The organism is Pseudomonas sp. MS15a(2019) (assembly GCF_013277805.1).
GTDB lineage: Bacteria > Pseudomonadota > Gammaproteobacteria > Pseudomonadales > Pseudomonadaceae > Chryseomonas > Chryseomonas benzopyrenica.
Window position 1 is genome coordinate 20,357 of the sequence record NZ_VBTN01000001.1, and the last position, 25,987, is coordinate 46,343.

The 25,987-nt window shown below is 66.2% G+C and carries 29 protein-coding genes; 13 read left to right on the forward strand and 16 right to left on the reverse strand.

Going from position 1 to position 25,987, the window contains the following annotated elements; genetic code table 11:
* Positions 1–47: 47 nt before the first annotated feature.
* The 5 genes from FEZ61_RS00085 to FEZ61_RS00105 form a co-directional block, all read right to left on the reverse strand.
* The gene (locus FEZ61_RS00085; RefSeq protein WP_173146674.1) at positions 48–521 is read right to left on the reverse strand and encodes a GNAT family N-acetyltransferase; all 474 of its coding nucleotides are present in this window, start codon (positions 519–521) and stop codon (positions 48–50) included.
* A 53-nt stretch (positions 522–574) separates the two neighbouring features.
* A complete protein-coding gene (locus FEZ61_RS00090; protein ID WP_160922814.1) occupies positions 575–901 on the reverse strand; it encodes a hypothetical protein in 327 nt (108 codons plus the stop codon).
* A gap of 16 nt (positions 902–917) precedes the next feature.
* Positions 918–1,574, reverse strand: a complete 657-nt coding sequence (locus FEZ61_RS24560) for a DUF2726 domain-containing protein (RefSeq protein ID WP_173146676.1) — start codon at positions 1,572–1,574, stop codon at positions 918–920.
* Between the two features lie 70 nt (positions 1,575–1,644).
* On the reverse strand, positions 1,645–2,025 hold the full coding sequence (locus tag FEZ61_RS00100) for a lysozyme inhibitor LprI family protein (protein ID WP_173146678.1): 381 nt from the start codon (positions 2,023–2,025) through the stop codon (positions 1,645–1,647).
* A 53-nt stretch (positions 2,026–2,078) separates the two neighbouring features.
* Positions 2,079–3,035: a LysR substrate-binding domain-containing protein gene (locus FEZ61_RS00105; RefSeq protein WP_017638961.1), complete on the reverse strand. Its 957-nt coding sequence runs from the start codon at positions 3,033–3,035 to the stop codon at positions 2,079–2,081.
* Between the two features lie 104 nt (positions 3,036–3,139).
* Here FEZ61_RS00105 and FEZ61_RS00110 point away from each other — a divergent pair, with 104 nt between their 5' ends.
* Complete coding sequence (locus FEZ61_RS00110) at positions 3,140–4,042, forward strand: DMT family transporter (RefSeq protein WP_064306693.1); 903 nt, start codon at positions 3,140–3,142, stop codon at positions 4,040–4,042.
* 22 nt (positions 4,043–4,064) lie between these two features.
* Positions 4,065–4,961: a DMT family transporter gene (locus FEZ61_RS00115; RefSeq protein ID WP_068385188.1), complete on the forward strand. Its 897-nt coding sequence runs from the start codon at positions 4,065–4,067 to the stop codon at positions 4,959–4,961.
* Positions 4,962–4,977: 16 nt separating this feature from the next.
* Here FEZ61_RS00115 and FEZ61_RS00120 read toward each other — a convergent pair whose 3' ends face one another.
* From FEZ61_RS00120 to paoA, 3 genes are read right to left on the reverse strand one after another with little or no spacing between them, the layout of a single operon-like run.
* On the reverse strand, positions 4,978–7,200 hold the full coding sequence (locus tag FEZ61_RS00120) for a xanthine dehydrogenase family protein molybdopterin-binding subunit (RefSeq protein WP_173146680.1): 2,223 nt from the start codon (positions 7,198–7,200) through the stop codon (positions 4,978–4,980).
* 10 nt (positions 7,201–7,210) lie between these two features.
* Entirely contained in the window at positions 7,211–8,191 is a 981-nt protein-coding gene (locus tag FEZ61_RS00125) for a xanthine dehydrogenase family protein subunit M (RefSeq protein WP_160922821.1), read from the reverse strand.
* Complete coding sequence (paoA, locus tag FEZ61_RS00130; protein ID WP_017638956.1) at positions 8,188–8,856, reverse strand: aldehyde dehydrogenase iron-sulfur subunit PaoA; 669 nt, start codon at positions 8,854–8,856, stop codon at positions 8,188–8,190. Before paoA ends, FEZ61_RS00125 begins: the two co-directional genes overlap by 4 nt.
* A gap of 316 nt (positions 8,857–9,172) precedes the next feature.
* Here paoA and FEZ61_RS00135 point away from each other — a divergent pair, with 316 nt between their 5' ends.
* The 3 genes from FEZ61_RS00135 to FEZ61_RS00145 are packed head-to-tail and all read left to right on the forward strand — an operon-like array spanning position 9,173 to position 12,908.
* Positions 9,173–9,703, forward strand: a complete 531-nt coding sequence (locus FEZ61_RS00135) for a (2Fe-2S)-binding protein (RefSeq protein WP_173146682.1) — start codon at positions 9,173–9,175, stop codon at positions 9,701–9,703.
* Positions 9,700–10,686 (forward strand): xanthine dehydrogenase family protein subunit M, encoded by a 987-nt coding sequence (locus FEZ61_RS00140; RefSeq protein ID WP_064306689.1) that lies wholly within the window; start codon positions 9,700–9,702, stop codon positions 10,684–10,686. Before FEZ61_RS00135 ends, FEZ61_RS00140 begins: the two co-directional genes overlap by 4 nt.
* The gene (locus FEZ61_RS00145; protein WP_017638953.1) at positions 10,683–12,908 is read left to right on the forward strand and encodes a xanthine dehydrogenase family protein molybdopterin-binding subunit; all 2,226 of its coding nucleotides are present in this window, start codon (positions 10,683–10,685) and stop codon (positions 12,906–12,908) included. Before FEZ61_RS00140 ends, FEZ61_RS00145 begins: the two co-directional genes overlap by 4 nt.
* A gap of 223 nt (positions 12,909–13,131) precedes the next feature.
* Here the strand turns inward: FEZ61_RS00145 and FEZ61_RS00150 are convergent, their stop codons facing one another.
* Positions 13,132–13,311, reverse strand: coding sequence for a hypothetical protein (locus tag FEZ61_RS00150; protein ID WP_133859723.1), 180 nt, complete (start codon positions 13,309–13,311; stop codon positions 13,132–13,134).
* 177 nt (positions 13,312–13,488) lie between these two features.
* Between FEZ61_RS00150 and FEZ61_RS00155 the strand changes: the two genes are divergently transcribed.
* Together FEZ61_RS00155 and FEZ61_RS00160 are read left to right on the forward strand one after the other, a co-directional pair.
* A complete protein-coding gene (locus tag FEZ61_RS00155; protein WP_337192793.1) occupies positions 13,489–13,974 on the forward strand; it encodes a GNAT family N-acetyltransferase in 486 nt (161 codons plus the stop codon).
* Positions 13,974–14,342 (forward strand): GFA family protein, encoded by a 369-nt coding sequence (locus tag FEZ61_RS00160; RefSeq protein ID WP_064306687.1) that lies wholly within the window; start codon positions 13,974–13,976, stop codon positions 14,340–14,342. The genes FEZ61_RS00155 and FEZ61_RS00160 overlap by 1 nt, the downstream gene beginning before the upstream one ends.
* A gap of 63 nt (positions 14,343–14,405) precedes the next feature.
* Here the strand turns inward: FEZ61_RS00160 and FEZ61_RS00165 are convergent, their stop codons facing one another.
* The 3 genes from FEZ61_RS00165 to purM are packed head-to-tail and all read right to left on the reverse strand — an operon-like array spanning position 14,406 to position 16,861.
* Positions 14,406–15,119 (reverse strand): DUF3108 domain-containing protein, encoded by a 714-nt coding sequence (locus FEZ61_RS00165; RefSeq protein WP_068385216.1) that lies wholly within the window; start codon positions 15,117–15,119, stop codon positions 14,406–14,408.
* Positions 15,120–15,134: 15 nt separating this feature from the next.
* The gene (purN, locus tag FEZ61_RS00170; protein ID WP_173146684.1) at positions 15,135–15,803 is read right to left on the reverse strand and encodes a phosphoribosylglycinamide formyltransferase; all 669 of its coding nucleotides are present in this window, start codon (positions 15,801–15,803) and stop codon (positions 15,135–15,137) included.
* On the reverse strand, positions 15,800–16,861 hold the full coding sequence (gene purM / locus FEZ61_RS00175; RefSeq protein ID WP_017638947.1) for a phosphoribosylformylglycinamidine cyclo-ligase: 1,062 nt from the start codon (positions 16,859–16,861) through the stop codon (positions 15,800–15,802). Before purM ends, purN begins: the two co-directional genes overlap by 4 nt.
* Before the next feature lie 285 nt (positions 16,862–17,146).
* Between purM and FEZ61_RS00180 the strand changes: the two genes are divergently transcribed.
* Entirely contained in the window at positions 17,147–18,235 is a 1,089-nt protein-coding gene (locus FEZ61_RS00180) for a DUF2066 domain-containing protein (protein ID WP_068385222.1), read from the forward strand.
* Positions 18,236–18,332: 97 nt separating this feature from the next.
* Complete coding sequence (hda, locus tag FEZ61_RS00185; RefSeq protein ID WP_017638945.1) at positions 18,333–19,037, forward strand: DnaA regulatory inactivator Hda; 705 nt, start codon at positions 18,333–18,335, stop codon at positions 19,035–19,037.
* Positions 19,038–19,052: 15 nt separating this feature from the next.
* On the opposite strand, the gene wrbA is transcribed toward hda, so the two are convergent.
* Both wrbA and arsC read right to left on the reverse strand, forming a co-directional pair.
* A complete protein-coding gene (gene wrbA, locus FEZ61_RS00190; protein WP_173146686.1) occupies positions 19,053–19,652 on the reverse strand; it encodes an NAD(P)H:quinone oxidoreductase in 600 nt (199 codons plus the stop codon).
* Positions 19,649–20,002 (reverse strand): arsenate reductase (glutaredoxin), encoded by a 354-nt coding sequence (gene arsC, locus FEZ61_RS00195; protein WP_068385227.1) that lies wholly within the window; start codon positions 20,000–20,002, stop codon positions 19,649–19,651. Before arsC ends, wrbA begins: the two co-directional genes overlap by 4 nt.
* 91 nt (positions 20,003–20,093) lie before the next feature.
* Between arsC and FEZ61_RS00200 the strand changes: the two genes are divergently transcribed.
* The gene (locus tag FEZ61_RS00200; protein WP_173146688.1) at positions 20,094–21,344 is read left to right on the forward strand and encodes a YihY family inner membrane protein; all 1,251 of its coding nucleotides are present in this window, start codon (positions 20,094–20,096) and stop codon (positions 21,342–21,344) included.
* On the forward strand, positions 21,341–21,628 hold the full coding sequence (locus tag FEZ61_RS00205) for an acylphosphatase (RefSeq protein WP_173146690.1): 288 nt from the start codon (positions 21,341–21,343) through the stop codon (positions 21,626–21,628). The genes FEZ61_RS00200 and FEZ61_RS00205 overlap by 4 nt, the downstream gene beginning before the upstream one ends.
* 16 nt (positions 21,629–21,644) lie before the next feature.
* Here FEZ61_RS00205 and FEZ61_RS00210 read toward each other — a convergent pair whose 3' ends face one another.
* Both FEZ61_RS00210 and FEZ61_RS00215 read right to left on the reverse strand, forming a co-directional pair.
* Complete coding sequence (locus tag FEZ61_RS00210; protein WP_173146692.1) at positions 21,645–23,351, reverse strand: proline--tRNA ligase; 1,707 nt, start codon at positions 23,349–23,351, stop codon at positions 21,645–21,647.
* A 154-nt stretch (positions 23,352–23,505) separates the two neighbouring features.
* Positions 23,506–24,822: an OprD family porin gene (locus FEZ61_RS00215; RefSeq protein WP_173146694.1), complete on the reverse strand. Its 1,317-nt coding sequence runs from the start codon at positions 24,820–24,822 to the stop codon at positions 23,506–23,508.
* 368 nt (positions 24,823–25,190) lie between these two features.
* Here FEZ61_RS00215 and FEZ61_RS00220 point away from each other — a divergent pair, with 368 nt between their 5' ends.
* Entirely contained in the window at positions 25,191–25,607 is a 417-nt protein-coding gene (locus tag FEZ61_RS00220) for an HIT family protein (RefSeq protein ID WP_017638937.1), read from the forward strand.
* Positions 25,604–25,813, forward strand: a complete 210-nt coding sequence (locus FEZ61_RS00225) for a SlyX family protein (protein ID WP_017638936.1) — start codon at positions 25,604–25,606, stop codon at positions 25,811–25,813. The genes FEZ61_RS00220 and FEZ61_RS00225 overlap by 4 nt, the downstream gene beginning before the upstream one ends.
* Positions 25,814–25,987: the final 174 nt, after the last annotated feature.

A 25,987-nucleotide genomic window follows, 5' to 3' on the forward strand; every position in this document is an offset into this window, starting at 1 on the left:
GTGCCGACCGTAGGAGCGGCCCATGGCCGCGATTCGCTAGCGCCAATCTACCGCAAGGCCTTGGCCAGGATCCGTGACTGGCCGTGGAAATCCTGGCGTGCATAGAACGCCTGGGCATCTTCGTTGAATTCCATGACCTCCAGGCGCAATTCGTCGACGTCGTTGTCCCGGGCCCAGGCTTCCACGGCTTCCAGCAACCATGCGCCCACGCCCAGCCGTCGGTGGTTGGCGGCCACCACCAGGGTGCCGATCCGGCAGAGGACCAAGGGCTGCAGAAAGGAAATCGAGCGGGTATCAGACAGTCGTGCGGTGACGAAGCCCACCAGTTCGCCCCTGGCCTCGCCGACGAACATCACCCCATCGTCCGGCTCCAGCTGGGCGGCCCAGTAGTCCTGGTCGCGCCAGCCGCCGGAGGGCGCGGCAAAGGTCGCCGGGGCCTGTCGGTGATGCTGCTCGGCGAGTTGTTCGGCCAGGCGGCAGATGGCGGCGAGGTCGGTGACGAAGGCGGGACGGATACGCAAGAGCGGTGCTCGCAAGAGGAGTCGACCCTCCACCTTACGCCGCACGGCGCAGGTCAGGAAGCCTCCGCCGCCAGCTGCTGGTACCAGTCGGCATAGGGCGTGTTCTTGGCCATCCGACGGTTGTAGTCGGGTGCGCCATCAGTCCACCAGACCGGTCCGCGTTCACCCAGGGCATGCTTGGCGGCGTCCACCGCGGCGCGGGCGGTGCGCAGGGCCGCGTCGTCACCCTGGCGCTTGGCCACGCCCACCTGGCGGCGGGCGTCCATCAGCTCATGGGTCAGGGCGTCGCGGCGGTCGGCGGGCAGGCTGGGATCGGTACAGCGCCAGAGCCGGCCCCTGACCACGAAATAACGACCGTCTGGAGTGGTGGGATAGCGCATGGCAGGGGCCCCTTGGTCAGTCGTCGATGTCGAGCAGGGCGCGGCAGTCCGGGTAGTTCGAGCAGGCCCAGAATTCCCGCCCCTGGTGGCGACCGCTGCGCGCACGGCGGCGGACCATGGGCGCCTGGCACTCGGGGCACTCCGGCGCCAGCGCCTGGTTGGGCGCTACCTTTCGGTTACGCGGCCGGCGCCCGCCGAACACGGCGTCGTGTACGGCACTGGCGGAATAGCGCGCCGCCGCCGGGATCTCCACCAGACGCAACTGGGCGGCCTCGCACACCGCGCGGACGAAGCGGTCGCGTTGCTGCCGATGACGCTGCAGGTGCGACCTGTCGTTGAGTTCGACCACCGCGTGTACGGCGAGGTCGTCGCGGCGGCAGATGGCGAAGTCGAAGTGCTTGCAGTTGATACGGTTCTGCGCGATCAGATAGCGGCGGCGGTCGCGCAGCGGCAGGGTCTGGACCACATCGGCGATGCGCACCTTGCCGAACACCCGGTAGTCGTCGCCCACGGCTTCGTCGAGCACCGTGAGAAAGGCCTGTTCGGCGGGAGTGAAAAGGGCTTCGACCTGGCGGTAGGGAAAGGCGGCCTGGCGCCGGCGCTGCCACCACCACAGCGCCCCCAGAAGCAGCAGTCCGGCCGGGACCAGCAGGGGCAGGTAACGCTCGTACATCTCGAACTCCAACAGCGGGGCGCCATGATAGTGAGTTCCGGCGCCGGACAGCAGCGGCGGCGACGAAACGTCAGTCGCGCCGCGGTAGTTGCCGTTGCAGATCGTCCAGGCGCAGCAGGGTCACCGACTTCAGACAGCTCAGGTACTGCAGCTGCTGCATGGCGCCCTGGAAACCGCGGGTGGCGGTGGCGCAGCGGGGCGCTCGATCGTCTTGCCAGAGCTGTTGCAGTCGCTCGAAGGCGGGTCGTTGCGTGGGGGCGGTGGCAGCCAGCCGTCGGCTGTAGACGTCCGCCAGCCGGGCTTCGGCCGCGGCCAGATCCCCGGCGGCGCAGGCCGCCAACTGGGCCTCGCTGCCCTGGCGGTCGCAGTCGGCAGGCGGCTGTTCGGCGGCGAGCGCCAGGGTTGGAATGGTCAGGACGAGCAGCAGCGAGGACAGGCGAAAGGCGGACATGGAGGCAGCTATCTGGACGGCAGTCCCTTCAGACTGCCGCAAGGGGAGGGCGCTCACCAAGCGCCGCCGGTCTCCTGGGTCTCGCCCTGGGTGTCGCGGAAGTGGCGGATCTGCACCAGCAGCCAGTCGATCCAGCGCTGCACCGGGGCGTCCACCGGCCCCTTGGGCAGCACCAGGAAGTAGGCCTGGGTCGAGAGCTGGTTGAACCGATCCGGCAGGGGGCGGACCAGGGCGCCACTGGCGAGCATCCGTTGGGCCAGCACGCAGCCGCCGAGGGCCACGCCCTTGCCGGCCGCCGCCTGTTGCAGGGCCATGCCGCTCAGTGAATAGCGTGGGCCGCGCAGGCTGTCGCCTAGGGGCACCTGCTGGCTAGCGAACCAATCCTGCCAGGCGTTGAAGCGGCTGCTGGGACGCCCCGAGCGCCAGCCGCCGGGCCATTCGGCATGCAGCAGCGGATAGTCCAGCAAGGCGGCGGGTTCTGCCAGCGGCGCCGGGATCAGCGCCGGGCTGCACACCGGAAAGATCCATTCGCGCAGCAGCAGGCGGGTCTCGCCGTCCTGCCAATCGCCCCGGCCATAGCGGATCGCCGCCTGGGCACCGCCCTCGGTGCCCAGGGGCACGATGGCGGACGAGGCGTCGAGAAAGACCTCGATGTCCGGATGCTGTCGCTGGAAGTCTTCCAAGCGCGGCAATAGCCACTCCTGACCGAAGGTGGGCGGCGCGCTGACGGTCAGGACACTGCTCTTGACCCGTGCCCGGGCCACGGCGCGGGCCAGGCCGTCGAGATGCGGCGCGATCTCGGCCGCGAGGGCGCGACCCTGGGCAGTAAGCCGCACCCCCTGGGGCAGACGCTCGAACAGCGGTTGCCCCAGCTCGGCTTCGAGCAGGCGGATTTGCCGACTGATGGCGCCGGCGGTGACGTGCAGCTCGTCCGCGGCCCTGGCGAACTGTTGGTGCCGCGCGGCGGCGGCAAAGGCGCGCAGGGCGTTGAGGGGAAGGGGAGTGGTCACGCTGAGCCTTAGTTTTCCTGAGCCTGACACCCATTAAACATCGTTTGTCTGACCTGTTCAGCCACCGTCACCATTTAGGCTCACTTATTCGTGGAGCGACGCTCATGCGCAAGGAGCTGGATGCCACGGCCGTGCTGGTCATGCTGGCGCTCTGCCTGGTCTGGGGCCTGCAGCAGACGGCGATCAAGGCCATCGCCGAACAGGTCGACCCGCTGCTGCAGATCGGCTGGCGTTCGCTGCTGGCAGCCGGGTTGCTCTACGGTCTGGCACGCTGGCGCGGCATCCGCTGCCTGGGGCGCGACCAGACGCTGATTCCCGGACTGCTCGCCGGTTCGCTGTTCGCCCTGGAGTTCCTCTGCATGGCGGTGGGCCTGAAATACACCAGCGCCGCGCACATGGTGGTGTTCATCTACACGGCGCCACTGTTCGCCGCCTGTGGCCTGCACTGGCTGGTGCCTGGGGAACGGCTGTCGGGGCGTCAGTGGCTGGGCATGGTGCTGGCGGCCAGTGGCGTGGTCTGTGCCTTCCTGATTGGCAAGCCGAGCGGCGGCACCAGCTGGCAGGGCGATCTGATCGGCCTGATCGGCGGCGCCGCCTGGGGCGCCACCACGGTGCTGATCCGCCGCAGCGCCCTGGCCGAGGCGCCGCCGCTGCGCACCCTGTTCTATCAACTCGGGGTGACTGGGGTGGTGCTCCTGGCGCTGGCCCTCCCGCTCGGCAAACACCTGGATCTGGCAGCACTCGACTCCCTGGCCTGGTCGAGTCTGGCGTTCCAGGTGTTCATCGTCGCCGGCATCAGTCTGCTGGGGTGGTTCGTGCTGCTCAGTCGCTATCGCGCCGCGCCCCTGGGGGTGCTGACCCTGCTGACGCCGCTGTTCGGGGTGCTGATGGGCGTCTGGCTGCTGGACGAGACCCCAGGCCCTGGTTTTCTTGCAGGTGCCGCCCTGGTGCTCAGCGGTCTGCTGATCGTCAGCTATCCTTCCCGCTCGCGAGCTGCGTCCCGCTGACTCGCCTGGCCTTGAGAATCCGATGTCGTCCACCTCGCTGCATCCCTGGTTGCTGCGCCTCATTCCCCTGGTGTTCCTGGCCCTGTGGTCCGCCGGATTCGCCGTGTCCAAGGTGGGCCTGGCCTATGCACCACCCTTCACCCTGCTGGCGATGCGCTATGCCCTGGCCTTCAGCGTGCTGCTGGTCGCCTTCCTCATCCTGCGCCCGCCACTGCCGCGTACGCGGCGGGAGTGGGCGAATCTGGCCGTGGTGGGCTTTCTGATCCAGGGCGTCTATTTCGGCATGAGCTATGGCGCTCTGGTGATGGGCGCCTCGGCCAACGTGGTGGCCATGGTCGCCTCGTTGCAACCCATCCTGGTGGCCCTGGGCGCACCGCTGCTGGTGGGCGAGCGGGTGGCGCCACTGCAGTGGCTGGGGCTGGCCCTGGGACTGCTCGGCGCCATCGGGGTGATCCTGGCGCGGGCGAGCGTCGCCGTGGAGTCCGTGGCGGGCATCTTCCTGGCGGTGGGCGCGCTGCTGGGCATGACCAGCGCCGTACTCTACGAAAAGCGCCTGGGCGTGGCCCAGCATCCGGTCACCAACAACCTGGTGCAGTACAGCGTCGGTCTGCTGTGTTGCGCGCCCCTGGCGCTGCTGTTCGAGCACACGCCGGTGCACTGGGCGCCGGCCTTCATTGGCGCCCTGGCCTATCTGGTGCTGGCCAATTCGCTGCTGGCCATCAGCTTGCTGGTGTGGATGATCCGCGCTGGCGAGGCGGCACGGGTCAGTGCACTGTTCTTCTGCGTGCCGCCAGGCGCCGCCCTGAGCGCCTGGTTGCTGCTCGGCGAGACGCTGCCACCGCTGGCCTGGGTGGCCATGGTCATCGCCATCGGCGGGGTGCTGCTGGCGACCCGGGCGGGAAGCAAGGCGGCGCGCTGAACCGCGCCGCCTACGGCTAAGCCGTCTTGAGCCCGGCCAGCACCTTGTCCACCGTGAGCGGATAGTCGCGGATGCGCACCCCGCAGGCGTTGTAGACGGCGTTGGTGAGGGCGGCTCCTGCGCCACAGATGCCCAGTTCGCCGACGCCCTTGATCTTCAGCGGGTTAGCCTTGTCGTCCACTTCCGGCAGGAAATGAGCTTCGATGGCGGGGATGTCCAGGTGACAGGGGTAGTGGTAGTCGGCCAGGTCATGGTTGACGAAGTGACCGTGACGGGTATCGATCACCCCGTCTTCGTGCAAGGCGCTGCCCACCCCCCAGATCATCCCGCCGAGCATCTGCGAATGGGCGGTCTTCTCGTTGAGGATGCGCCCCGCGGCGAACACCCCGAGCATGCGCCGCAGGCGGATCTCGCCGGTGAGGGCGTGCACCCCCACCTCGGCGAAGAAGGCGCCGTAGCCCTGCTGGGAATAGTCCTTGAGCGTCTGCCCCGGCTTGATCTCGCCAATGGCCTGGAGATCATGCTCGCGCGCCAGTTCGGCGAGGTCGCGACTGCCGTTGTCGGCGATCAGCCGGCCGCCGACGAAACGGGCGCTGGCCGGATCGAGGCCCGCCGCTTGCGCCGCCTTAACGCGCAGGTTCTCGCAGGCGACATAGACCGAGGAGCCGGAACTGGCGGCGCCAAAGGAACCGCCGGAGCCGGCACCGGCCGGATCGTCGCTGTCGCCCAGCAGCACCTTGACCCGTTCCACCGGCAAGCCGAGCGACTCGCCGGCGATCTGCGCCAGGATGGTATAGGTCCCGGTGCCGATATCGGTCATCGAGGTCTTGACCGTGGCCGTGCCATCGGCCTCCAGGCGGACCCCGGCCTGGGATGGCCTGAGCATGTTGGCGCGACTGGCCGCGGCCATGCCCATGCCGATCAGCCAGTCGCCGTCGCGCACCTGGCCGGGCGTGGCATTGCGCTGGTTCCAGCCGAAGCGGCGGGCGCCGTCCTGCATGCACTCCACCAGCTTGCGGGAGGAGAAGGGGATGTGCTTTTCCGGGTCCTGGCTGGGCTCGTTGCGGATGCGCAGCTCGATGGGATCGAGCGCGAGCATGACCGCCAGCTCGTCCATGGCGTTTTCGCTGGCGAGCATCCCCACGGCTTCGCCGGGCGCGCGGCAGGAGCCGGATTCGGGCAGGTCCAGCTCGACCATGCGGTGCGCCACCAGGCGGTCATCGCCGGCATAGAGGGTACGCGAGGACAGACCGGTGGGTTCGTAGTAGGTCAGGCCACGCGCCGAATGGGACCAGCCCTCGTGGGCCATGGCGAGGAGACGGCCATCACGGTCGGCACCCAGGCGGATGCGCTGCACCGTGGCCGAGCGGTGGTCGGTGATCTGGAACATCTGCTGGCGGGTGAGGGTGACCTTGACCGGCCGACCGATCGCCCGGGCGGCCATGGCGCCGATCAGGGCATCGGCATAGATCGGCAGCTTGCCGCCGAAACCACCGCCGATGTAGCGCGCCACGATGCGGACGTTCTCCTTGGGCAGTTGCAAGGTATTGGCCACGCAACTCTGCGCCTGCTCGACGAACTGGGTGGAGCAATAGATCGTCACCCGGTCGCCGTCCCACTGGGCGAGGCTGGCGTGGGGCTCCATCTGCGCATGGATGTGGTAGGGCGTGGTATAGCGCTCGTCGAGCTTGACCGGTGCCCGGGCGAAGGCGGCGTCGACATCGCCCGAGGCGGTGTCGGTGGGCTGGTCGCCATCCGGTGGCTTCACCGCCTGGCCGAGGTTGGCGGCCAGATCGAAGGCGCCCGGTTCGGCGGCGTAGTCGATCTCCACCAGGGCCGCCGCCAGGCGTGCCTCCTCGAAGGTCTCGGCCACCACGAAGGCCACGGGTTCGCCGAAATAGCGCACCTGGTCGCTGTCCAGGTAGGGCTTGGGCCGGGTGAAGCGGCCGCTGTTGTCCGGCTCCCGGGCGGCCTGGCGCGGGGCGTTGCGGTAGGTCAGCACGCTGAGTACGCCCGGCGCGCTTTCGGCGGCGGAGGTGTCCAGTCGAGCGATGCGGCCCTTGGCGATGGTGGCGCCGACGATGAAGCCATAGGCCACGCGATCGTTGCGGAATTCGAAGCTGTAGGGCGCCTGGCCGGTGACCTTGAGCAGGCCGTCAACGCGATCGATGGGCTTGCCGATCAGGCCGCCGCGATTCTCGTCGATCAGGTTGCGGCCAGCGGGTTCATTCATTTCCATGCTGCTGTCCTCAGGCCTGTTGGCGGGCGTCGGCCACCCCGGCGCGCAGGATGCGGCGGGTCAGCTCGAGCTTGAAGTCGTTGTGGCCATAGCCACGGGCGCCGGCGAGCAGGGCATCGCCCACGGCGGCGAGATCACCGTCCGCCGCCTGGCCGGCAAAGGCCTGATCGGCCGCCGCCACGCGCCAGGGTTTGTGCGCCAGACCGCCGAAGGCGGCGCGACCGCTGCGGATGCGCGTGCCGTCGAACTCGACGATGGCCGCCATGGACACGAGGGCGAAGGCATAGGAAGCGCGATCGCGCACCTTGCGATAGACCTGGATGCCGGGCGGTGGCGGGGGCAGGGTCACTGCGGTGATGAGTTCGCCGGGTTGCAGCACCGTCTCGATCTGCGGGGTGTCCCCGGGCAGGCGATGAAAGTCGGCGATAGGAATGCGCCGGGTGCGGCCAGTGGCTTCGCGGGTTTCCACCGTGGCGTCCAGCACCCGCATGGCCACCGCCATGTCGGAGGGGTGCACGGCGATGCACTGGTCGCTGGCGCCAAGCACCGCGTTCATCCGATTGAAGCCGCCCAGGGCCGCACAGCCACTGCCGGGCTGGCGTTTGTTGCAGGGCATGGCGGTGTTGTAGAAGTAGGAGCAGCGGGTGCGCTGCAAGAGATTGCCCCCGGTGGTGGCCTTGTTGCGCAACTGCGCCGAGGCGCCAGCCAGCAAGGCGCGCGACAGCACTGGATAGCGCTCGCGCACCCGAGGATCTGCAGCCAGGGTGGAGTTGCGCACCAGGGTACCGATGCGCAAGCCGCCGTCCTCGGTGGCGCGGATCTGATCCAGCTGCAGGCGATTGATGTCCAGCACCTGACTGGGGGTCTCGATCTCCAGCTTCATCAGATCCAGCAGATTGGTACCCCCGGCGATGAAGCGACTGCCCGCCTGGACGCCCTGGCGGCTGGCGTCGGCCTCGTTCTGGACACGCCGATAGTCGAAGACTCTCATGCCTGTCCCCCCGCCATCTGGATGGCCGCGACGATATTGGGATAGGCACTGCAGCGACAGAGATTGCCGCTCATTCGCTCGCGGATCTCTTCCTCGCTCAGCCGCATGGGGCCATCGAGGCGTGCCGAGACGTGGCTGGGCATGCCGGCCTTGACCTCGTCGAGCAGGGCCACCGCCGAGCAGATCTGCCCGGGCGTGCAATAGCCGCACTGGAAACCGTCCTTGGCCAGGAAGGCGGCCTGCATGGGATGCAGGCGCTCGGCGTTGCCCAGGCCCTCGATGGTGGTGATGGCGTCGCCTTCGTGCATGGCCGCCAGGCTCAGGCAGCTGTTGATGCGCTGGCCATTCACCAGCACGGTGCAGGCGCCACACTGGCCATGGTCGCAGCCCTTCTTGGTGCCGGTGAGGTGCAGGTTTTCGCGCAGGGCATCGAGCAGGGTGGTGCGGCTGTCGACCTTGAGCCGGCGCGCCTCGCCATTGATCTGCAGGGTCAGCGGCAGCAGTTGCGGCAGACGGGCGGCGATGGCCTGGGGCGTCAGGGGCGCGCCACCGCTGGCCTGGGCAAAGGTGTAGCCGGGAATGGCGCTGGTCGCCACCAGCACCGCGGAAGTGCCGAGGAACTGGCGCCGGGACAGGCGCCAGGGTGCATCGGAGTCGGAAGCCATGGTTGGATTCTCATCGTTGGAGGCGCATCACGGGAGTTCTGATGACTGCCCCTTTGGGGACGGGGTTCAGGCCACTGGGCCGTTGGCGCAACGAAGCGCCATACCAGATGTGTCCTGACCGCGGCGAAAACCTCTGGAACGGCCTTCCCAACGCTTCGCTGAACAGCCCTCAACGTCACGTTGAATACCGCTGGGCAGGGGTGCTGAACCGCTTCCGGTCGGCAACAGTCCCTTACCTGAGGTGGCCTTTCGCTGCCACCACCTATTCCGACCACGGGGGCATCTGCACCCCGCGGCTTTAACCGTGAGGTCCGCCATGAACGCCACCCCCGTGCGCCAGCTTCAGCCCCTGGCCGAACCCGAGTCCCATACCATCGCCCTGACCCTCAACGGCAAGCAGCTGCAGCTGGCCGTCGAACCCTGGACCACCCTGCTCGATCTCCTGCGCGACCACCTTGACCTGACCGGCACCAAGAAGGGCTGTGATCATGGTCAGTGCGGCGCCTGCACGGTGCTGGTCAATGGCACTCGCATCAACAGCTGCCTGGCCCTGGCGGTCATGCAGGATGGTGCCGAGGTCACCACCATCGAAGGCCTGGCCCAGGGTGACCAGCTGCATCCCATGCAGGCCGCCTTCGTTGCCGAAGATGCCTTCCAGTGCGGCTACTGCACCCCCGGCCAGATCTGTTCAGCGATCGGCATGCTCAAGGAGGGCCACGCCCACAGCGAGGCCGAGGTGGCCGAGCAGATGAGTGGCAACCTCTGCCGCTGCGGTGCCTACCGCAACATCCGCGCTGCCATCGAACGGGCGCGTCCGGATTGCCAGCAAGGGGAGGGCCGCGAATGAACCGCTTCGGTTACGCCAAGCCCAATGCCGTGCCCGATGCCATCCGCCAGCACGGCCCCCAGACCCATTTCATCGCCGGCGGTACCAACCTGTTGGACCTGATGAAGGAAAACGTCGAACGCCCCGAGCAGCTGATCGACGTCAACGGTCTGCCCTTGCGCGAGGTCGAGACCATCGCCGAAGGCGGTCTGCGCATCGGCGCCCTGGTCAAGAATGCCGAGGTGGCCTACCACCCTGAGGTGCAGCGTCGCTATCCGCTGCTGGCCAAGGCCATCCTCGCCGGCGCTTCCCCGCAATTGCGCAACATGGCCTCCACCGGCGGCAACCTCTTGCAGCGCACCCGCTGCTATTACTTCTATGACGTGGGCACCCCCTGCAACAAGCGCGAACCCGGCTCCGGCTGCGGCGCTCGTGAAGGGCAGAATCGCATCCACGCCATCCTCGGCCACAGCGAGCAGTGCATCGCCACCCACCCTTCGGACATGTGCGTGGCCCTGGCCGCCCTACAGGCCAAGGTCGAGGTAAGCGGGCCCCAGGGTGATCGCGTCATCGACTTCGCCGATTTCCACCGCCTGCCCGGCGACACCCCGGAGCGCGACACTAACCTTGAGGCCGACGAACTCATCACCGCCGTGACCTTGCCGGCGGAAAGCCTGGCGGCCCACAGCGCCTACCTGAAGATCCGCGACCGCGCCTCCTATGCCTTCGCCCTGGTCTCGGTGGCGGCAGCCCTGGAACTGGACGGCGAGCGCATCAAGCAGGTCCGCGTCGCCCTGGGTGGCGTGGCCCACAAGCCCTGGCGGCTGCCGGAGGCCGAGCAGGCGCTGGTTGGCCAGGTCGCGGACAAGGCGGCCTTCGGTCAACTGGCCGATCGCCTGCTGCAAGGCGCCCAGGGCTTCGCCCATAACAGCTTCAAGATCGAACTGGCCCGGCGCGCCATCATCCGTGCCCTTACCGAAGCCGCCGGAGGTACCCTGCAATGACCGTCGTCCATCTGCAAAAAGCCGTTCCCCGCGTCGACGGTCCGCTCAAGGTCACCGGCCAGGCGCTGTATGCCGGCGAATTCAGCGTGCCGGATCTGGCCTTTGGTTTCGTGGTCAACGCCACCATCACCAAGGGTCGCCTGCTCGGCCTGGACGTTAGCGAAGCCCTGGCCCAGCCGGGCGTGATCGAGGTGCTCAGCCACCTCAATCGACCCAAGATGGCCAGCTATGACGAGAGCTATACCGACATGGATGCGGCTGACGGCAAGCCCTTTCGGCCGTTGTACAACGATCGCATCCTCTACAGTGGCCAGCCCATCGCCCTGGTAGTGGCCGAGACCTTCGAGGCCGCACGTCACGCCGCCGCGCTGATTCGCGCCCAATACAGCGAAGAGGAGCACGCCACCGACTTGGCCCAGGCTCGCGACCAGGCCCACGAAGCGCCCATGGAGTTGCCGGAGAATCGGGGTAACGCCCCGGCAGCCTGGGCTGCGGCGCCTACCCGCATCGAAGCCGAATACCACTCCGCGGCGGAATTCCATAACCCCATGGAGATGCACGCCTCGACGGTCATCTACCACAAGGACGGCAAGCTGACGGTGCACGACAAGACACAGGGCGTGCAGAACAGCGCCCAGTTCGTCAGCAGCATCTTCGGTCTGGGCGAAGGCGACGTGAAGGTCATCTCGCCCTTCGTCGGCGGCGCCTTCGGTTCCGGCCTGCGTCCGCAGTACCAGCTGGTGCTGGCGACCATGGCCGCGTTGCAGCTCAAGCGCTCGGTACGGGTCACCCTGACCCGCCAGCAGATGTTCACCTTCGGCTATCGCCCCGAGACCTATCAGCAGGTCAAGCTGGCCTGCGACAGCGACGGCAAGCTGCAGGCCATCGATCACAGCGCCCTGGGCATCACCTCGCGCTTCGAAGACTTCACCGAGATGGTGCTGGTCTGGTCGGCGTCGCTCTATGCCTGCCCCAACGTCAAGCTGGCCTACCAGCTGGCCGCGTTGGACGTCTACACCCCGCTGGACATGCGCGCGCCGGGCGCCGTACTGGGTGTCTATGCGCTGGAAAGCGCCATGGACGAACTGGCCTATGCCGCCGACATCGATCCGCTGGAGCTGCGTATTCGCAACTTCACCGATGTCGATCCGGCCAAGAACAAGCCCTATTCCAGCAAGGAGCTGCTGGAATGCTATCGCCAGGCCGCCGAGCGTTTCGGCTGGGAGCAGCGCAGCATGGCGCCGCGTTCCATGCGCGACGGCAACCAGCTGGTCGGCTGGGGCATGGCGACCGGGGTCTGGGAGGCCATGCAGCAACCCGCCACCGCCAAGGCGGTGATGAACATCGACGGCAGCCTGGTGGTAGCCAGTGCGACCGCCGATATCGGCACCGGCACCTATACGGTGATGACCCAGATCGCCGCCGAGAACCTTGGTCTGCCGCTGGACAAGGTGACCTTCAAACTCGGTGATTCCACCCTGCCCAAGGCGCCGCTGGAAGGTGGTTCCTTTACCGTGTCTTCGGTGGGCACCGCCGTGAAACTGGCCTGCGACCAGCTGCGTCAGCAATTGCTGGATGCGGCCAAGGAAATGGATGATTCGCCGCTGGCCAAGGCCGAACTGGAGCAGGTGGTATTCGCCGACGGCGGCATCAGCCTCAAGACCGATCCGGCCCAGCGCGTCGACTTCACCGCCATCCTCAAGGCTTCGGGTTCGCCGTCCATGGAAACCCTGGCCAGCGCCGAGCCGGCGGAAGAGCGCGACAACTACGCCACTGGTACCCACTCGGCGGTGTTCGTCGAGGTCAAGGTGGACGAGGACTTCGGCAGCGTCCAAGTCAGTCGCGTAGTCACCGCTGTGGCTGCGGGTCGTATCCTCAACCTCAAGACCGGCGAGAACCAGGTGGCCGGCGGCATCGTCTGGGGCATCGGCATGGGCCTGCAGGAAGAGGGGATGATGGACACCACCGAAGGCCGCTGGATGAACCACAGCCTCGCCGAGTACCACTTCCCGGTGCAGGCCGATGTTCATCAGCTGGAGGTGATCTTCGTCGAGGAACACGACGAGATCGTCAATCCGCTGGGCGCCAAGGGCATCGGCGAGATCGGTATCGTCGGAGTAGCGCCGGCCATCGCCAACGCCATCTTCCACGCCACCGGCAAGCGGGTGCGGGATCTGCCGATAACCCTGGACAAGGTCTTCGCCGACGAGCTGCTGCACTAGGCTCGGCTGTAGAGGGGTGGAGCATGACGAAGCCCAACGCTTTGCGGTCGAGTCCGCGGCGTTGGGCTTCGACGATGGAGCCGTCTCAACCCAACCTACGGTGAGGCTACCGTAGGTTGGCGCTGAGCGCAGCGAAGCCCAACAACCAAGTCCCCAGGAACGAAAAAGGCCCGCCTCCAAGAGACGGGCCTTTTTCAGGCAGTCGGTAAAAAGGTCTTTCGACTCACTCGGCGTGCGACGCGCCTTCGTGTTCGATCTGCTCCTTGTATTCCAGGGCATCGGCTTCGCTCTGGTAGACGCCGACCAATTCCCCTTCCTGCTTCACGTCCCACAGATGCATGCCCAGGCCACGGGCTTCGCGGGACATATGGTCTTCGTCACGTTCGGTTACGGTAATGGTCATGCTGTATCTCCTTGGTCGAGCCCGCGCTACGGCAGGGCTTGAAAACCCATACTAGAGCGTTTCGCTTCAGGACCAAGGCGTATCTCGGCAACAAGTCGTTACAACTTCTGCGACAATCTGTCGCGCTGCTCATGGTCATCATCGGCATCGCTCTATGCCGACATCAGGAGAATCCCTGTGACCGCTTGCGCTGCCTCCGCTCAGTTGAGGCTTGCCACCCTGGCCGACATAGAGGCGCTGTTCGCCATCCGTACCGCGGTCACGGACAACGCCCTTACCCGGGAGCAACTCGCTGAATTGGGCATCACCCCTGAATCGATCGCCGAGTTGCTCGCCGCCGAGCCCTGTGCCTGGGTGGTGGAGGTGGGAGGCGAGGTGGTGGGTTTCAGCCTGGTCGATCTGGCGAATGGCGAGGTCTTCGCTCTGTTCGTCAGACCCGACTGGCAAGGCCAGGGTTTCGGTGCCCGTCTGCTGGCAGCCGCCGAGACCGCGCTATTCCGCCGTCATGCCCTGATCTGGCTGGTCACCGATGGGCGCCCGGCGGTACGGGCGAATGCCTTTTATCGGTCCCACGGCTGGCACAGGGTCGTCTCCTTTGAGGGGACGGATGTCCGCTACGAGAAATCCCGCACGCCTGGACAGGACCAAGGAGGCATCTCCTGATGGACAGCACGCGCACCGGTGGCTGCCTCTGCGGCCAGATTCGTTATCTGGTGACAGGCTCGCCACGGGATCCCCACAGCTGTTCCTGCGAGCAGTGCCGCCGGCATTCCGGAGCGCCGACGCAGGTCTGGATCGAGTTGGACAAGGCCCAGCTGCGCTGGACCGGTCCGGGTGGCGAGCCGGCCCTCTGGCGCTCCTCGGCTACGACATGCCGAGCCTTCTGCCCGCACTGCGGTTCCACGCTGGGCGCCGTGGATGACGGTCCGACTCTCGCCCTGGCGGTGGGTAGCCTGGATCGACTCGACGATGACGTTGTGCCGCTCTTTCATTCTTTCGCCGACCAGCGACCGGGCTGGTGGAATCCCTGAGCGGACGGGTCCCAACTGAAAAGAAAACGCCCTTCGAAGAGGGCGTCTTTGCAACTACCGGGATCAGTTGGCGCCTTTCACCGTGCGCCCGTTGACCGAGCCTTCCTTGAGGCTGGTCTGGTATTCCTTGCCGTCGCTCTCCTGCTGGTAGAGCCGCACCAGCAAGTAGTCCCAATCCTTGGCGAACCACAGTTCGGTCTTGCGGCTGCTCTTGGTGGGATCGCGCACGCGCTCCACCTTGATGGCATCGAACAAACCCAGCGGGGTGCGGATGCGCTCCGGGCCGATGACGCGGAAGTCGTAGGTGTCGATGCTGTCGCCGTCGACGATCTGGTAGCTCATGCTCTTCTTGCCGTCCGCTACGTCCTGCTGCAGCTTGAGCTGGTAGGTCGACTTGTCCAGCAGACCGCGATCCAGGGTCAGATTGACCGGATCATCCTTGTCCTTGCCGGTGACCTTCTTGCCGGCCCAGTCGAAGGTCAGTTCGCTCTCGCGGCTCTTGCCCAGCCCGCTGCGCTTGTATTGGTAGGTGTCCGGCAGGAAGGCTTCGCCCTCACGGCGGAAGGTGCTGGACTCGTTGAGGCCGGCGACCAGCATGGAGGCTTCGAACTTCAGCTCCCAGCGACCATCGGCTTCCTTCTGCAGCGAGCGCTCGGCCGAGCCGCTGACCGGCATCTGCTTCCAGTCGGCGGTGTAGCTGGCCGTGAACGGCTGCAGGTCGAAGGCGAAGGCCGAGGCACTGCAGAGGGTGGCCAATAGGAACAACAGACGTCGCATCAGTTTCTCCTTGGATCAGGAAAGGGAGGCCGCGGCCGTCAGCGACGGCAACGTGGCCCCGGTAGGCGGCAGTGCCTCGCCATCGAGCTCGGCACCCAGGGTACCCAGCCGCAGACGACCTTCGGCGAACAACCGCACGGCCACAGGATAAAGGAGGTGCTCGGCGGCGTGTACCCGTGTCGCGAGGCTCTCCGCCGTATCTTCGGCCTGTACCGGCACCCGCGACTGCAGGACGACCGGACCGCCATCCAGTTCTTCGGTGACGAAGTGCACGCTGCAGCCGTGCCAGGCATCGCCGGCATCCAGGGCACGCTGGTGAGTGTGCAAGCCCTTGTAGAGTGGCAGCAGCGAGGGATGGATATTGAGCAGACGACCCTGGTAGCGCCGCACGAAGGTCGGCGTGAGAATGCGCATGAAGCCGGCCAGCACCACCAGATCGGCGCCCTGGGCGTCGATGGCAGCCGCCAGGGCCGCATCGAAGCTGTCGCGATCGGCATGCTCGCGGTGGTCGATCACCTGGGTGGCGATCCCGGCCTGCCGGGCCCGCTCCAGGCCATAGGCCTCGGCGCGGTTGGCGATCACCGCCGCGATCCGCACGGGCGGGGTCGCGGCGTCGATCAGAGCTTGCAGGTTGCTGCCGTGGCCGGAGATGAGCACCACCACGGCGCAGTCGGCAGGGCTCATCCGTGCTGTTTCAGATTGTTCAGCACGACCTGGTCGGCGCCCTCGGCGGCCTGTTCGATACGGCCGATGACCCAGGGTTGCTCGCCCTCGGCGCGCAGCACCTGCAGGGCGCCTTCGACCTGATCCTGGGCCACGCAGATGACCATGCCCACGCCACAGTTCAGCACACGGTGCATCTCGGTCTCGTCGACGTTGCCCTGCTGTTGCAGCCAGTCGAATACCGCCGGACGCTGCCAGCTGGCGACGTCGAGCACCGCCTGGGCACCCTCGGGCAGTACCCGTGGGATATTGTCCAGCAGGCCGCCGCCGGTGATGTGGGCCATGGCCTTGACCGCGCCGGTGTCCTTGATCAGCTTGAGCAGCGGCTTGACGTAGATGCGGGTGGGCGCCATCAGCAGTTCGGTCAGCGGCTGGCCGTCGAGCTGGATGTTCTCGATGTCGGCGCCGGCCACCTCGATGATCTTGCGGATCAGCGAATAGCCGTTGGAGTGCGGGCCGGAAGAGGGCAGGGCGATCAGGGCGTCGCCGGTGGTCACCTTGGAACCGTCGATGATCTCGGACTTTTCCACCACGCCGACGCAGAAGCCGGCTAGGTCGTAATCTTCGCCTTCGTACATGCCGGGCATCTCGGCGGTCTCGCCACCCACCAGGGAGCAGCCAGCCTGTTCGCAACCGGTGCCGATGCCGGTCACCACCTGGGCGGCGACGTCGACGTTGAGCTTGCCGGTGGCGTAGTAGTCGAGGAAGAACAGCGGCTCGGCGCCGCAGACCACCAGGTCGTTGACGCACATGGCGACCAGGTCGATGCCGATGCTGTCGTGCTTGGCCAGGTTCATGGCCAGGCGCAGCTTGGTGCCGACGCCGTCGGTACCGGAGACCAGCACGGGCTGGCGATAGCCTGCCGGGATCTCGCACAGGGCACCAAAGCCCCCCAGGCCGCCCATGACTTCCGGGCGGGCGGTGCGCTTGGCGACGCCCTTGATGCGTTCTACCAGAGCCTCACCGGCGTCGATGTCTACACCGGCGTCCTTGTAGCTCAGCTGGGGTTGTTTGCTCATGAATCCTGGCCTTTGGCTAATGGCGAAACGAGCCGGCTGGCGCCAGCCGGCAATGAGGCGGGCGATTTTACCAGAAGCCGTGCCAAAGCACGCGGCCCGCCGCGGCCTCCGGTCCAAGTGGCGATGGCACCCGGCCAGCGCCCTGGGGTCTGAGCCTGATCGCCCATCCGTTCGCCGGGTGGGCAATGTTCGCTACTACCTTCTGCGCCACCCGCGACCCAGTGCCCTTGCTCGCGGGTCGGGCGGCTTTTAAGGTATGCCCCTTGCCCTTTCTATGGAATCGCCATGCGCCGTCTCGTCCTTCCGTTGCTCGCTTCGCTGCTGGTCCTGAGTCCGCTCGCCCATGCCGAGGTGGTGGACAACCTCTACCAGGTCCGCGAGCCGGTGACCTCGCAACAACCGGACGAGCGCAATGCCGCCCTCAAGCGCGCCCTGCAGGTGCTGGCCGGACGCCTGACCGGCAACCCCCAGGCCGGCCAGACCCCGGGTCTCGCCAGTGCCCTGGCGGCACCCGAATCCCTGATCAGCCAGTACAGCTATGACGCCGGCCCGCCGGAGGTGCTGGTGGCCAACTTCGACCCGGCCGCCACCGAGCGGGCCCTGGGTCAGGCGGGGCTCTCGGTATGGGGCGCCAATCGTCCGGTGGTGATGATCTGGTGGCTCAACGACGCCGACAGCGGGGCGACCCTAGTAGGTGATGGCCAGCCCGCCAGCACCGGCGTCCAGCGTGGCGCCCAGCGCGCCGGCCTGCCGATCCGCCTGCCGCTGGCCGATCTCAACGAGCAACTGGCCGGCACTGCCGCCAACATCGACGCCAACGACCCGACCGCCCTGCGCCAAGCCTCCGAGCGCTATGGCGCCAATGCCCTGCTGGCGGTGCACGCCAAGCCCCAGGGTAACGGCTGGCAAGCCCAGTGGCGCCTGTGGAACAACGGCGCTGCCGAGCAGGGCAGCAGTCAGGCAGCCGACCAGGACGCCCTGGCCGCAGCCGTCCTGCAGGACGTCGCCGGGCGCCTGTCGAAGAAGTTCGTCTCCCGCCCTGGCACCACCCAGCCGCTGACCCTGGTCGCCGACAACTCTAACTTCGAACGCTATGCCCAGCTGCAGAAGGTCCTGGAGCCCCTGTCGAGCCGCCTGGTGAAAGTCGAAGGTACTCAACTGACCTATGACCTGACGGGCAATCCCGACCAGCTCCAGGCACAGCTTGGCCTGGCCGGTCTGCAGCCGACTTCCGCGCCGGCCGCCCCCGCGTCCCCCGCACCGGCGACGCCGGGTGCTCCGGTGGACGCCACCGTCACGCCGACCGCTCCGGCAGCCCAGCCGGCGCCGTCCGCCCAGCCGGCGCGTACCACCCTGTATTTCCGCTGGCCATGAGGGCCGACACCCAAGACTGAAGCGGCTGCTGCGAGGGACCCGGGATTTGGTTAGACTTGGCGCCCTCGCGAAACTGCCAAGAGCCGTTCGAGCTGGCATGATGCCTTTACAGCTGCCCCTGGGCATTCGTCTGCGTGACGACGCCACCTTCGTCAATTACTACCCTGGCGCCAATGCCGCGGCGCTCGGCTATGTCGAGCGTCTCTGCGACGCCGATGCCGGCTGGACGGAAAGTCTGATCTATCTCTGGGGTGGCGCCGGCGCCGGTCGCAGTCATCTGATGCAGGCGGCCTGTCACCGCCTGGAGGAACTGGGCGAGCGGGCCATCTACCTGCCCATGGGTGAACTGGCCGACTATGGCGTCGAGCTGTTCGACAATCTCGAGCAGTGCGAACTGGTCTGCCTCGACGATCTCGACGCCCTGGCCGGCCAGCGGCGCTGGGAAGAGGCTCTCTTCCATCTGTTCAATCGACTGCGCGATGCCGGCAAGCGGCTGCTGATCTCCAGTACCGCCTCGCCGCGGCAGTTGCCGGTGCAGCTGGCCGATCTCAAGTCGCGCCTGACCCTGGCGCTGGTCTTCCAGCTGCGACCCCTGTCCGACGAAGACAAGCTGCGCGCCCTGCAGCTGCGCGCCTCCCGCCGCGGCTTGCACCTGACCGACGAGGTCGGCCGCTTCATCCTTTCGCGCAACACCCGCAGCATGGACGCCCTGTTCGACATGCTCGAACGCCTGGATCAGGCCTCGCTGCAGGCGCGACGCAAGCTCACCATTCCCTTCGTCAAGGAAATCATGGGCTGGTAGCCGTGCCGGCTACCGCTACTTTTGCAGGCGCCCCGCCAGGGTCGCCAGGCGCTTGCCCAGGGCCCGGCACAGCGCCGTTTCCTGCTCGTCTAGCGCGCGCTTGCCATCCGCCCCGGCGAAATGACTCGGCCCATAGGGCGTACCGCCCCCCTTGGTTTCCAGCAGGGCGCTCTCGCTGTAGGGCAGGCCGGTGATGAGCATGCCGTGGTGCAGCAGCGGCAGGGCCATGGACAGCAGGGTGCTCTCCTGGCCGCCGTGCAGGCTGGCGGTGGAGGTGAAGACGCCGGCAGGCTTGTCCACCAGGGCGCCGGTCAGCCAGAGGCTGTTGGTGCCATCCAGGAAATACTTCATGGCGGCGGCCATGTTGCCGTAGCGCGTCGGACTGCCCAGGGCCAGGGCCGCGCATTCGCGCAGGTCGTCGAGGGTGGCGTAGACCGCACCCTGCTCGGGCACCGCCGGGGCGACGGCGGCGCACTCGGTGGACACCGCCGGCACGGTACGCAGGCGCGCGGCCATGCCGCCCATTTCCACCCCGCGGGCGACTTGGCGGGCCATCTCGGCGGTGGCGCCATGGCGGCTGTAGTAGAGCACCAGGACATAGGCTTCGGGGGTCATTGCAGGATCTCCAGGACACGCTCGGGGGGACGACCGACGACGGCGCGTGAGCCGCGCACGGCGATGGGTCTCTCGATCAGCTTGGGGTGGGCAGCCATGGCCGCGATCAGGGCGTCTTCGTCCAGCGTCGGATCGGCGAGGTTCAATTCGCGATAGATCTCCTCGCCGGTACGCAGCAACTGGCGCGCCTCCAGGCCCAGGTTGGCGAGCAGTGCGCGCAGGGTCGCGGCATCCGGCGGCGTGTCCAGGTAGGGCACCACCGACACGGCTAGCTCGCGGCTTTGCAGCAGCGCCAACGCCGCCCGCGATTTCGAGCAGCGCGGATTGTGATAGAGGACGATTTCACTCATGGGCTGATCCATAGAAGGTAAGATGGCCATTGTAGCGGGTTGGCGAGGACTGCCGCGCCAGCCCTTGACCGTGCCTTTCGAGGAACCGCCAATGCCGGCCCGCTTGCGTGAACTGCTGTCCTTCGTTCGCTACCTCGCCGACCGCTTCATCGAAGACCGCGCGCCCAACAATGCCGCGGCCCTGACCTATACCACCCTGTTCGCGGTGGTCCCGGTGATGACCGTGACCTTCGCCATGCTCTCGGCGATACCCGCCTTCCAGGGCACGGAAGTGCAGATCCAGGCCTTCATCTTCCGCAATTTCGTGCCCTCCACCGGGGCGACCCTGGAAGAATACCTGCGCAACTTCATCGAGCAGGCGCGGCACCTGACCTGGCTGGGCGTGGCCCTGCTGGCGGTGACGTCCTTCTTCATGCTGGTGACGGTGGAAAAGACCTTCAACGACATCTGGCGAGTACGCATTCCGCGGCGCGGGGTCTCCAGCTTCCTGCTCTACTGGGCGGTGCTCAGCCTGGGCCCCCTGCTGCTGGGCGCCGGTTTCGCCATGAGCACCTATCTGGCCTCGGTGGCCCTGGTCTTTGGCTCCTACGGCATGTCTGGTGCGCAGATGCTGCTCAAGGTCACGCCACTGCTGTTCAGCATCGCCGCCTTCACCCTGATGTACGCCGCCGTGCCCAACACACGGGTACCCCTACGCCACGCGCTGATCGGCGGTGCCCTGACCGGGGTGCTGTTCGAGGCGGCCAAGAGTCTGTTCGGTCTCTATGTCTTCTACTTTCCCGGCTACCAGCTGATCTATGGCGCCTTCGCCACAGTGCCGCTGTTCCTGGTGTGGATCTATGTCTGCTGGCTGATCGTGCTGCTGGGGGCGGAGGTGGTCTGCAGCCTGTCCACCACCCATCATTGGCGGCGCGCACCATTGCCGGCGTTCTTCATCCTGCTCGCCGTGCTGCGGGCCTTTCTGGAGCGACAGCAAAGCGGTTCCAGTCTGCACCTGGGGCGGTTGCACCAGGCGGGCTGGAAGCTGCCGGAGCACGAATGGCACGCGGTGCTGGCCTTCCTGCAGCAGGAGCGCCTGGTGTGCCAGAACGACAGCGGTCACTGGGTGCTTTGCCGCGATCTGCATGGCTATGCGCTCCTGGATCTGCTGGATCGCGCGCCCTGGGCGCCGCCCGCGCCGGATTGCTGGCCGCCCGCCGAACGCTTTCCCGGTGACTGGTATCCGCAGCTGCAGGAGGCCTTCACCCGACTGCAGGCGCAGCGTCATGAACTGCTGGCCGGGAGCGTGGCTCACTGGCTCAAGGTCGCGCCAGTGCTGGAAGAGCGGGGAGCCTCGCAATGACGGAAAGATCGGCTCGAAATGGCCTGATCAGTGGCCGCGTTCAGGGCGTCTACTATCGCGAGAGCACGCGGCAGGAGGCGCAGCGGCTGGGCGTCACGGGCTGGGTGCGGAATCTGGCCGATGGCCGGGTGGAGTGCCATCTGGAAGGCCCGACCGAGGCGCTCGCCAGACTGGAAGAGTGGCTCTGGCAGGGACCGGCAGCGGCGCGGGTGACCGAGGTGGAGCTGGAGGAGGTTGCCTGCGCAGGCTTTACCGACTTCCAGGTCAGGCGCACGGACGCCTGACCTGGAACGGTAGCCCTCAGCGGGCCTTGAGGAAGCCGACGATCTCGGCCAGGGCGACGTTCTGGCTGTCGCTGTCGGTACGGCCCTTGTACTCGACCAGGCCTTCATTGAGGCCGCGCTCACCCACCACCAGGCGATGGGGGATGCCGATCAGCTCCATGTCGGCGAACTTCACGCCAGGGCTGGTCTTCTTGTCACGGTCGTCCAGCAGCACATCGAAGCCGGCGGCCTTCAGTTCGGCATAGAGGCGATCGGTCGCTTCCTTCACCGCGGCGTTCTCGTACTTCATCGGCACCAGGGCGACGTTGAACGGTGCCAGGGCAGCCGGCCAGCGGATGCCACGCTCGTCATGGTTCTGCTCGATGGCAGCGGCGACCACGCGGGATACCCCGATGCCGTAGCAGCCCATGGTCAACAGGGTAGGCTTGCCTTCCTCGCCCAGGACCGACAGCTTCATGGCCTCGCTGTACTTGGTGCCCAGCTGGAAGATATGACCCACTTCGATGCCGCGCTTGATCACCAGGGTGCCCTGGCCATCCGGACTCGGATCGCCGGCCACCACGTTGCGCAGGTCGGCGACCTGGGGCAGTGGCAGATCGCGCTCCCAGTTGACGCCGAAGTAGTGCTTGTCTTCCTGGTTGGCGCCGATGCCGAAGTCGCTCATCAGGGCGACCGAGCGATCGACGACGCAGGGAATCGACAGATTCATCGGGCCCAGGGAGCCGGGGCTGGCGCCAATGGCGGCACGAATCTCGGGCTCGGTGGCGAACACCAGGGGGCTGGCGACCTCCGGCAGGTTGGCTGCCTTGATCTCATTGAGTTCGTGATCGCCACGCACCACCAGGGCGACCAGCTTGCCTTCCTCGGCGCCGCGAACCACCAGGGTCTTCACGGTCTTCTCGATGGCCAGACCGAATTTCTCCACCAGGTCGGCGATGGTCTTGGTGTCGGGGGTATCGACCAGGCGCAATTCTTCGGTGGCGGCGCCCCGCGCGGTTTCCCGCGGCAGGGCCTCGGCCTTCTCGATGTTGGCGGCGTAGTCGGAGCTGTCGCTGAAGGCGATGTCGTCTTCGCCGGAACCGGCCAGCACATGAAATTCATGGGAGCCGCTGCCGCCGATGGAGCCGTTGTCGGCCTGCACCGGACGGAAATTCAGACCCAGACGAGTGAAGACATTGCAGTACGCCTGGTACATGGCGTCGTAGGTTTGCTGCAGCGACGCCTGGTTCAGGTGGAAGGAATAGGCATCCTTCATCACGAATTCGCGACCGCGCATCAGGCCGAAGCGCGGACGGATCTCGTCGCGGAACTTGGTCTGGATCTGGTACAGGTTGATTGGCAGCTGCTTGTAGCTGTTCAGCTCGTTGCGCATCAGATCGGTGATGACTTCCTCATGGGTCGGGCCCACGCAGAAATCGCGCTGATGACGGTCCTTCAGACGCAGCAGCTCGGGGCCGTACTGCTCCCAGCGACCGGATTCCTGCCACAGCTCGGCGGGCTGGATCGCCGGCATCAGCACCTCCAGGGCGCCGGTGGCGTTCATTTCCTCACGCACCACGGCTTCCACCTTGCGCAGCACGCGCAGGCCCAGTGGCAACCAGGTGTAGAGACCGGAGGCCAGCTTGCGGATCATGCCGGCACGCAGCAGCAGCTGGTGGCTGATCACCACGGCATCGGAAGGGGTTTCTTTGAGGGTGGACAGCAGGAACTGGCTGGTACGCATGGCTAGGCGGTCTGTCGGCATCGAGACGGGACCGGCATTGTACGGTGGGGTGGGGCAGGGCGTACAGGGACGCGGGTGGCGCCGACCGAGGGCCGGAAAAGAGCAGCCCGGCGAATGCCGGGCTGCTGGATCGTGCGAGTAGGGCTGACTTCTATTAGAGGATGTTCAGCGGGTACTCGGTGATCAGACGGAACTCGTTGACGGTGCCGCCGGTGCTGGCGTCGCCACGGTGCCAGGCTTGACGGATACGGAAGGACAGGTCCTTGGCCGGGCCGCTCTGCAGGACGTATTTGGCTTCGACGTTGGTCTCGCGCTCTTTGTCGCCATCCTGGTAGCCAATGTTGGCGTATTGAGTGCTGGCCTTGGGTGCGTCGATGTCATGGCCGTAGATGTAACGGGCCATGAAGCTCAGGCCGGGTACGCCCAGGGTCGCCATGTTCAGGTCGTAGCGCGCCTGCCAGGACTTCTCGCCGGAGGCGTTGAAGTCGGAGTACTGGATGGAGTTGGCCAGGAAGATACTGTCGCCACCGTTGCCGGTGTTAGTACCCTTGCCACCCACGCCAACGTAGTCGAACGGCGCATCGCTGCTCACGCCCTGGTAGGCCAGGGTGAAGGTGTGGGCATCGATGCTGTAGGCAGCGGCCAGGGAGTAGGCGTTGTTGCTGAAGTCGCCCAGCTTGGCGCTGCCGGTGTCCTTGGTGTGGTAGTAGTTGAAGTCGAAGGTCAGGGCCTGGTTGGCACTCAGCGGCTGCACGAAATTGACGTTGGCGTAGTACTGGTTCCACAGATCTTCCAGACGGCCGTAGTACAGCGACGCATTCAGCTGATCGTTGATCTTGTACTTGCCACCCACGTAGTCGCCGGAACTGGAAGTAATGCCGGAAGCGTAGGTCGAGCCCAGGTTGCCGTCGTGGTAGGTGTTGGTGCGGTCACGGGCAGCGGTGATGTGGCCGGCTTCCAGGAACAGGTTCTCGATCTCTTCGCTGGTCAGCATGAAGCCGGTAGCGGTCTGCGGGAACAGGCGGCTGCCACCCACGGCGAAGACCGGGGAAGTGGGCTGCACGTTGCCGTACTTCAGGACGGTGTTGGACACGCGCAGTTTCACTGCGGCGCCCGCGGTGGAGTACTCGTCCTTGTTGCGGCCGTCGCTGTCGATCTGCAGGTTGCCGGAGCCGACGTGGCCGCGGCCGCCGTCCAGTTTCAGACCCAGGTAGCCGAAGGCGTCCACGCCGACACCCACGGTGCCTTGGGTGAAGCCCGATGCGTAGTTCATCAGGAAGCCATGGCTCCAATCTTTACGATCGTTGGCGCCGTTCTTGAGATCCCGGTTGAAGTAGTAGTTACGGTTCAACAGGGTCAGCTTGCTGTCTTCGACAAAGCCCTTGGATTCGGACTGCTGGTCGGCGAAAGCCAGTTGAGTGGTCCCTGCGGCTACGGCCAGGGCGAGAATGCTCCACTTCATCGCTTGCATCAGAAATGCTCCTTTGGGTTGAAAGTCAGCCATCGTGTCAGCCGTGGCTGTTTGTTCTAATGGCGGCACATATAGCACCTCTCTTGGAGGGGCGATAGGCTTCATCAAAATTTTGCGTGTGATGAGCGGATTAACCAAGACTCTTAAGAAAATTCTTTAAGAGTTCCCTTCCGATCGTCGTACCCGGATCGTGATAGCAAAAAGCGTGCACAAAACGGCAATTCCTGTGCCCGCCTGTCTATCGCTCGGTTGTTCTCCAGGCAATGGGCAGTTTCGGAAGGACTGATTGCACCTTTGTGACACCAAAGGTTTCATTCACCCAAAGTCATGCACACTTTTAGTGCTGACCTGTGTTGGCAGGAGATGAGATGTTCCAAATCGATCCACGACTGGCGAGCGATTCCCTGGAAGTGGCGTCCTTGACGCTGTGCCAGGTGTTGCTGCTGAACGATCGCCGCTATGACTGGCTGGTGCTGGTACCCCGGCGCGAAGGTGTTACCGAGGTCCTCGATCTGTCACCCCAGGATCAGGTGCAACTGTGGCGAGAGGTGACACTTGTTGCCCAGGTGTTGCGTGGCGCTCAGCCAGATCTAAAATTGAACATCGGTGCCCTGGGCAACATCGTCAGGCAATTGCACCTGCATGTTCTGCTGCGGCAGGAGGGTGATCCGGCCTGGCCCGGCCCGGTATGGGGGCACTCGCCACGTGAGCCCTATGGCGAAGCCGCCGGCCGCGCGGCCGCGCAGCGCTGGCAGGGGCTGCTCGAACAGGAGGCACAGGCATGACCCTCGAAGAACGTATCGCCGACCTGGAGATGCGCCAGGCATTCCAGGACGACACCATCCAGACTCTCAACGACATCATCGTCGAGCAGCAGCGGACCCTGGATCGTTGCGCGGCGCAGATCCGCCTGCTGGCCGAACGCCAGGCGGAGTTGCAGAGCGCAGGGGGTGGCGGCATGCCGGACGAAGCCCCGCCGCCACACTATTGAGATCCGTTCCGCAGCTGAATCTTGTTGTCGCCCTGACGTACGTGCGCAGGCGGCTTTGCCGGCTACTCTAGCGGCACTGCATCCTTGCACTTTTTTGGTGCAGTCCGGCCTCGTCCCTTGTGGAACTCGCTCCGGGAGAGGCCTGTCCTCTGCGGAGCGAAGCCCACAGCACCT

What these genes read in the sequence shown, in the direction of transcription:
- FEZ61_RS00090 (WP_160922814.1), bottom strand. Translation starts at nt 901, where the DNA reads ATGCGCTATCCCACCACTCCAGACGGTCGTTATTTCGTGGTCAGGGGC.
- FEZ61_RS24560 (WP_173146676.1), bottom strand. Translation starts at nt 1,574, where the DNA reads ATGTACGAGCGTTACCTGCCCCTGCTGGTCCCGGCCGGACTGCTGCTT.
- FEZ61_RS00100 (WP_173146678.1), bottom strand. Translation starts at nt 2,025, where the DNA reads ATGTCCGCCTTTCGCCTGTCCTCGCTGCTGCTCGTCCTGACCATTCCA.
- FEZ61_RS00110 (WP_064306693.1), top strand. Translation starts at nt 3,140, where the DNA reads ATGCGCAAGGAGCTGGATGCCACGGCCGTGCTGGTCATGCTGGCGCTC.
- FEZ61_RS00115 (WP_068385188.1), top strand. Translation starts at nt 4,065, where the DNA reads ATGTCGTCCACCTCGCTGCATCCCTGGTTGCTGCGCCTCATTCCCCTG.
- FEZ61_RS00120 (WP_173146680.1), bottom strand. Translation starts at nt 7,200, where the DNA reads ATGGAAATGAATGAACCCGCTGGCCGCAACCTGATCGACGAGAATCGC.
- FEZ61_RS00125 (WP_160922821.1), bottom strand. Translation starts at nt 8,191, where the DNA reads ATGAGAGTCTTCGACTATCGGCGTGTCCAGAACGAGGCCGACGCCAGC.
- paoA (WP_017638956.1), bottom strand. Translation starts at nt 8,856, where the DNA reads ATGGCTTCCGACTCCGATGCACCCTGGCGCCTGTCCCGGCGCCAGTTC.
- FEZ61_RS00135 (WP_173146682.1), top strand. Translation starts at nt 9,173, where the DNA reads ATGAACGCCACCCCCGTGCGCCAGCTTCAGCCCCTGGCCGAACCCGAG.
- FEZ61_RS00140 (WP_064306689.1), top strand. Translation starts at nt 9,700, where the DNA reads ATGAACCGCTTCGGTTACGCCAAGCCCAATGCCGTGCCCGATGCCATC.
- FEZ61_RS00145 (WP_017638953.1), top strand. Translation starts at nt 10,683, where the DNA reads ATGACCGTCGTCCATCTGCAAAAAGCCGTTCCCCGCGTCGACGGTCCG.
- FEZ61_RS00150 (WP_133859723.1), bottom strand. Translation starts at nt 13,311, where the DNA reads ATGACCATTACCGTAACCGAACGTGACGAAGACCATATGTCCCGCGAA.
- FEZ61_RS00160 (WP_064306687.1), top strand. Translation starts at nt 13,974, where the DNA reads ATGGACAGCACGCGCACCGGTGGCTGCCTCTGCGGCCAGATTCGTTAT.
- FEZ61_RS00165 (WP_068385216.1), bottom strand. Translation starts at nt 15,119, where the DNA reads ATGCGACGTCTGTTGTTCCTATTGGCCACCCTCTGCAGTGCCTCGGCC.
- purN (WP_173146684.1), bottom strand. Translation starts at nt 15,803, where the DNA reads ATGAGCCCTGCCGACTGCGCCGTGGTGGTGCTCATCTCCGGCCACGGC.
- purM (WP_017638947.1), bottom strand. Translation starts at nt 16,861, where the DNA reads ATGAGCAAACAACCCCAGCTGAGCTACAAGGACGCCGGTGTAGACATC.
- FEZ61_RS00180 (WP_068385222.1), top strand. Translation starts at nt 17,147, where the DNA reads ATGCGCCGTCTCGTCCTTCCGTTGCTCGCTTCGCTGCTGGTCCTGAGT.
- hda (WP_017638945.1), top strand. Translation starts at nt 18,333, where the DNA reads ATGATGCCTTTACAGCTGCCCCTGGGCATTCGTCTGCGTGACGACGCC.
- wrbA (WP_173146686.1), bottom strand. Translation starts at nt 19,652, where the DNA reads ATGACCCCCGAAGCCTATGTCCTGGTGCTCTACTACAGCCGCCATGGC.
- arsC (WP_068385227.1), bottom strand. Translation starts at nt 20,002, where the DNA reads ATGAGTGAAATCGTCCTCTATCACAATCCGCGCTGCTCGAAATCGCGG.
- FEZ61_RS00200 (WP_173146688.1), top strand. Translation starts at nt 20,094, where the DNA reads ATGCCGGCCCGCTTGCGTGAACTGCTGTCCTTCGTTCGCTACCTCGCC.
- FEZ61_RS00205 (WP_173146690.1), top strand. Translation starts at nt 21,341, where the DNA reads ATGACGGAAAGATCGGCTCGAAATGGCCTGATCAGTGGCCGCGTTCAG.
- FEZ61_RS00210 (WP_173146692.1), bottom strand. Translation starts at nt 23,351, where the DNA reads ATGCGTACCAGCCAGTTCCTGCTGTCCACCCTCAAAGAAACCCCTTCC.
- FEZ61_RS00215 (WP_173146694.1), bottom strand. Translation starts at nt 24,822, where the DNA reads ATGCAAGCGATGAAGTGGAGCATTCTCGCCCTGGCCGTAGCCGCAGGG.
- FEZ61_RS00220 (WP_017638937.1), top strand. Translation starts at nt 25,191, where the DNA reads ATGTTCCAAATCGATCCACGACTGGCGAGCGATTCCCTGGAAGTGGCG.
- FEZ61_RS00225 (WP_017638936.1), top strand. Translation starts at nt 25,604, where the DNA reads ATGACCCTCGAAGAACGTATCGCCGACCTGGAGATGCGCCAGGCATTC.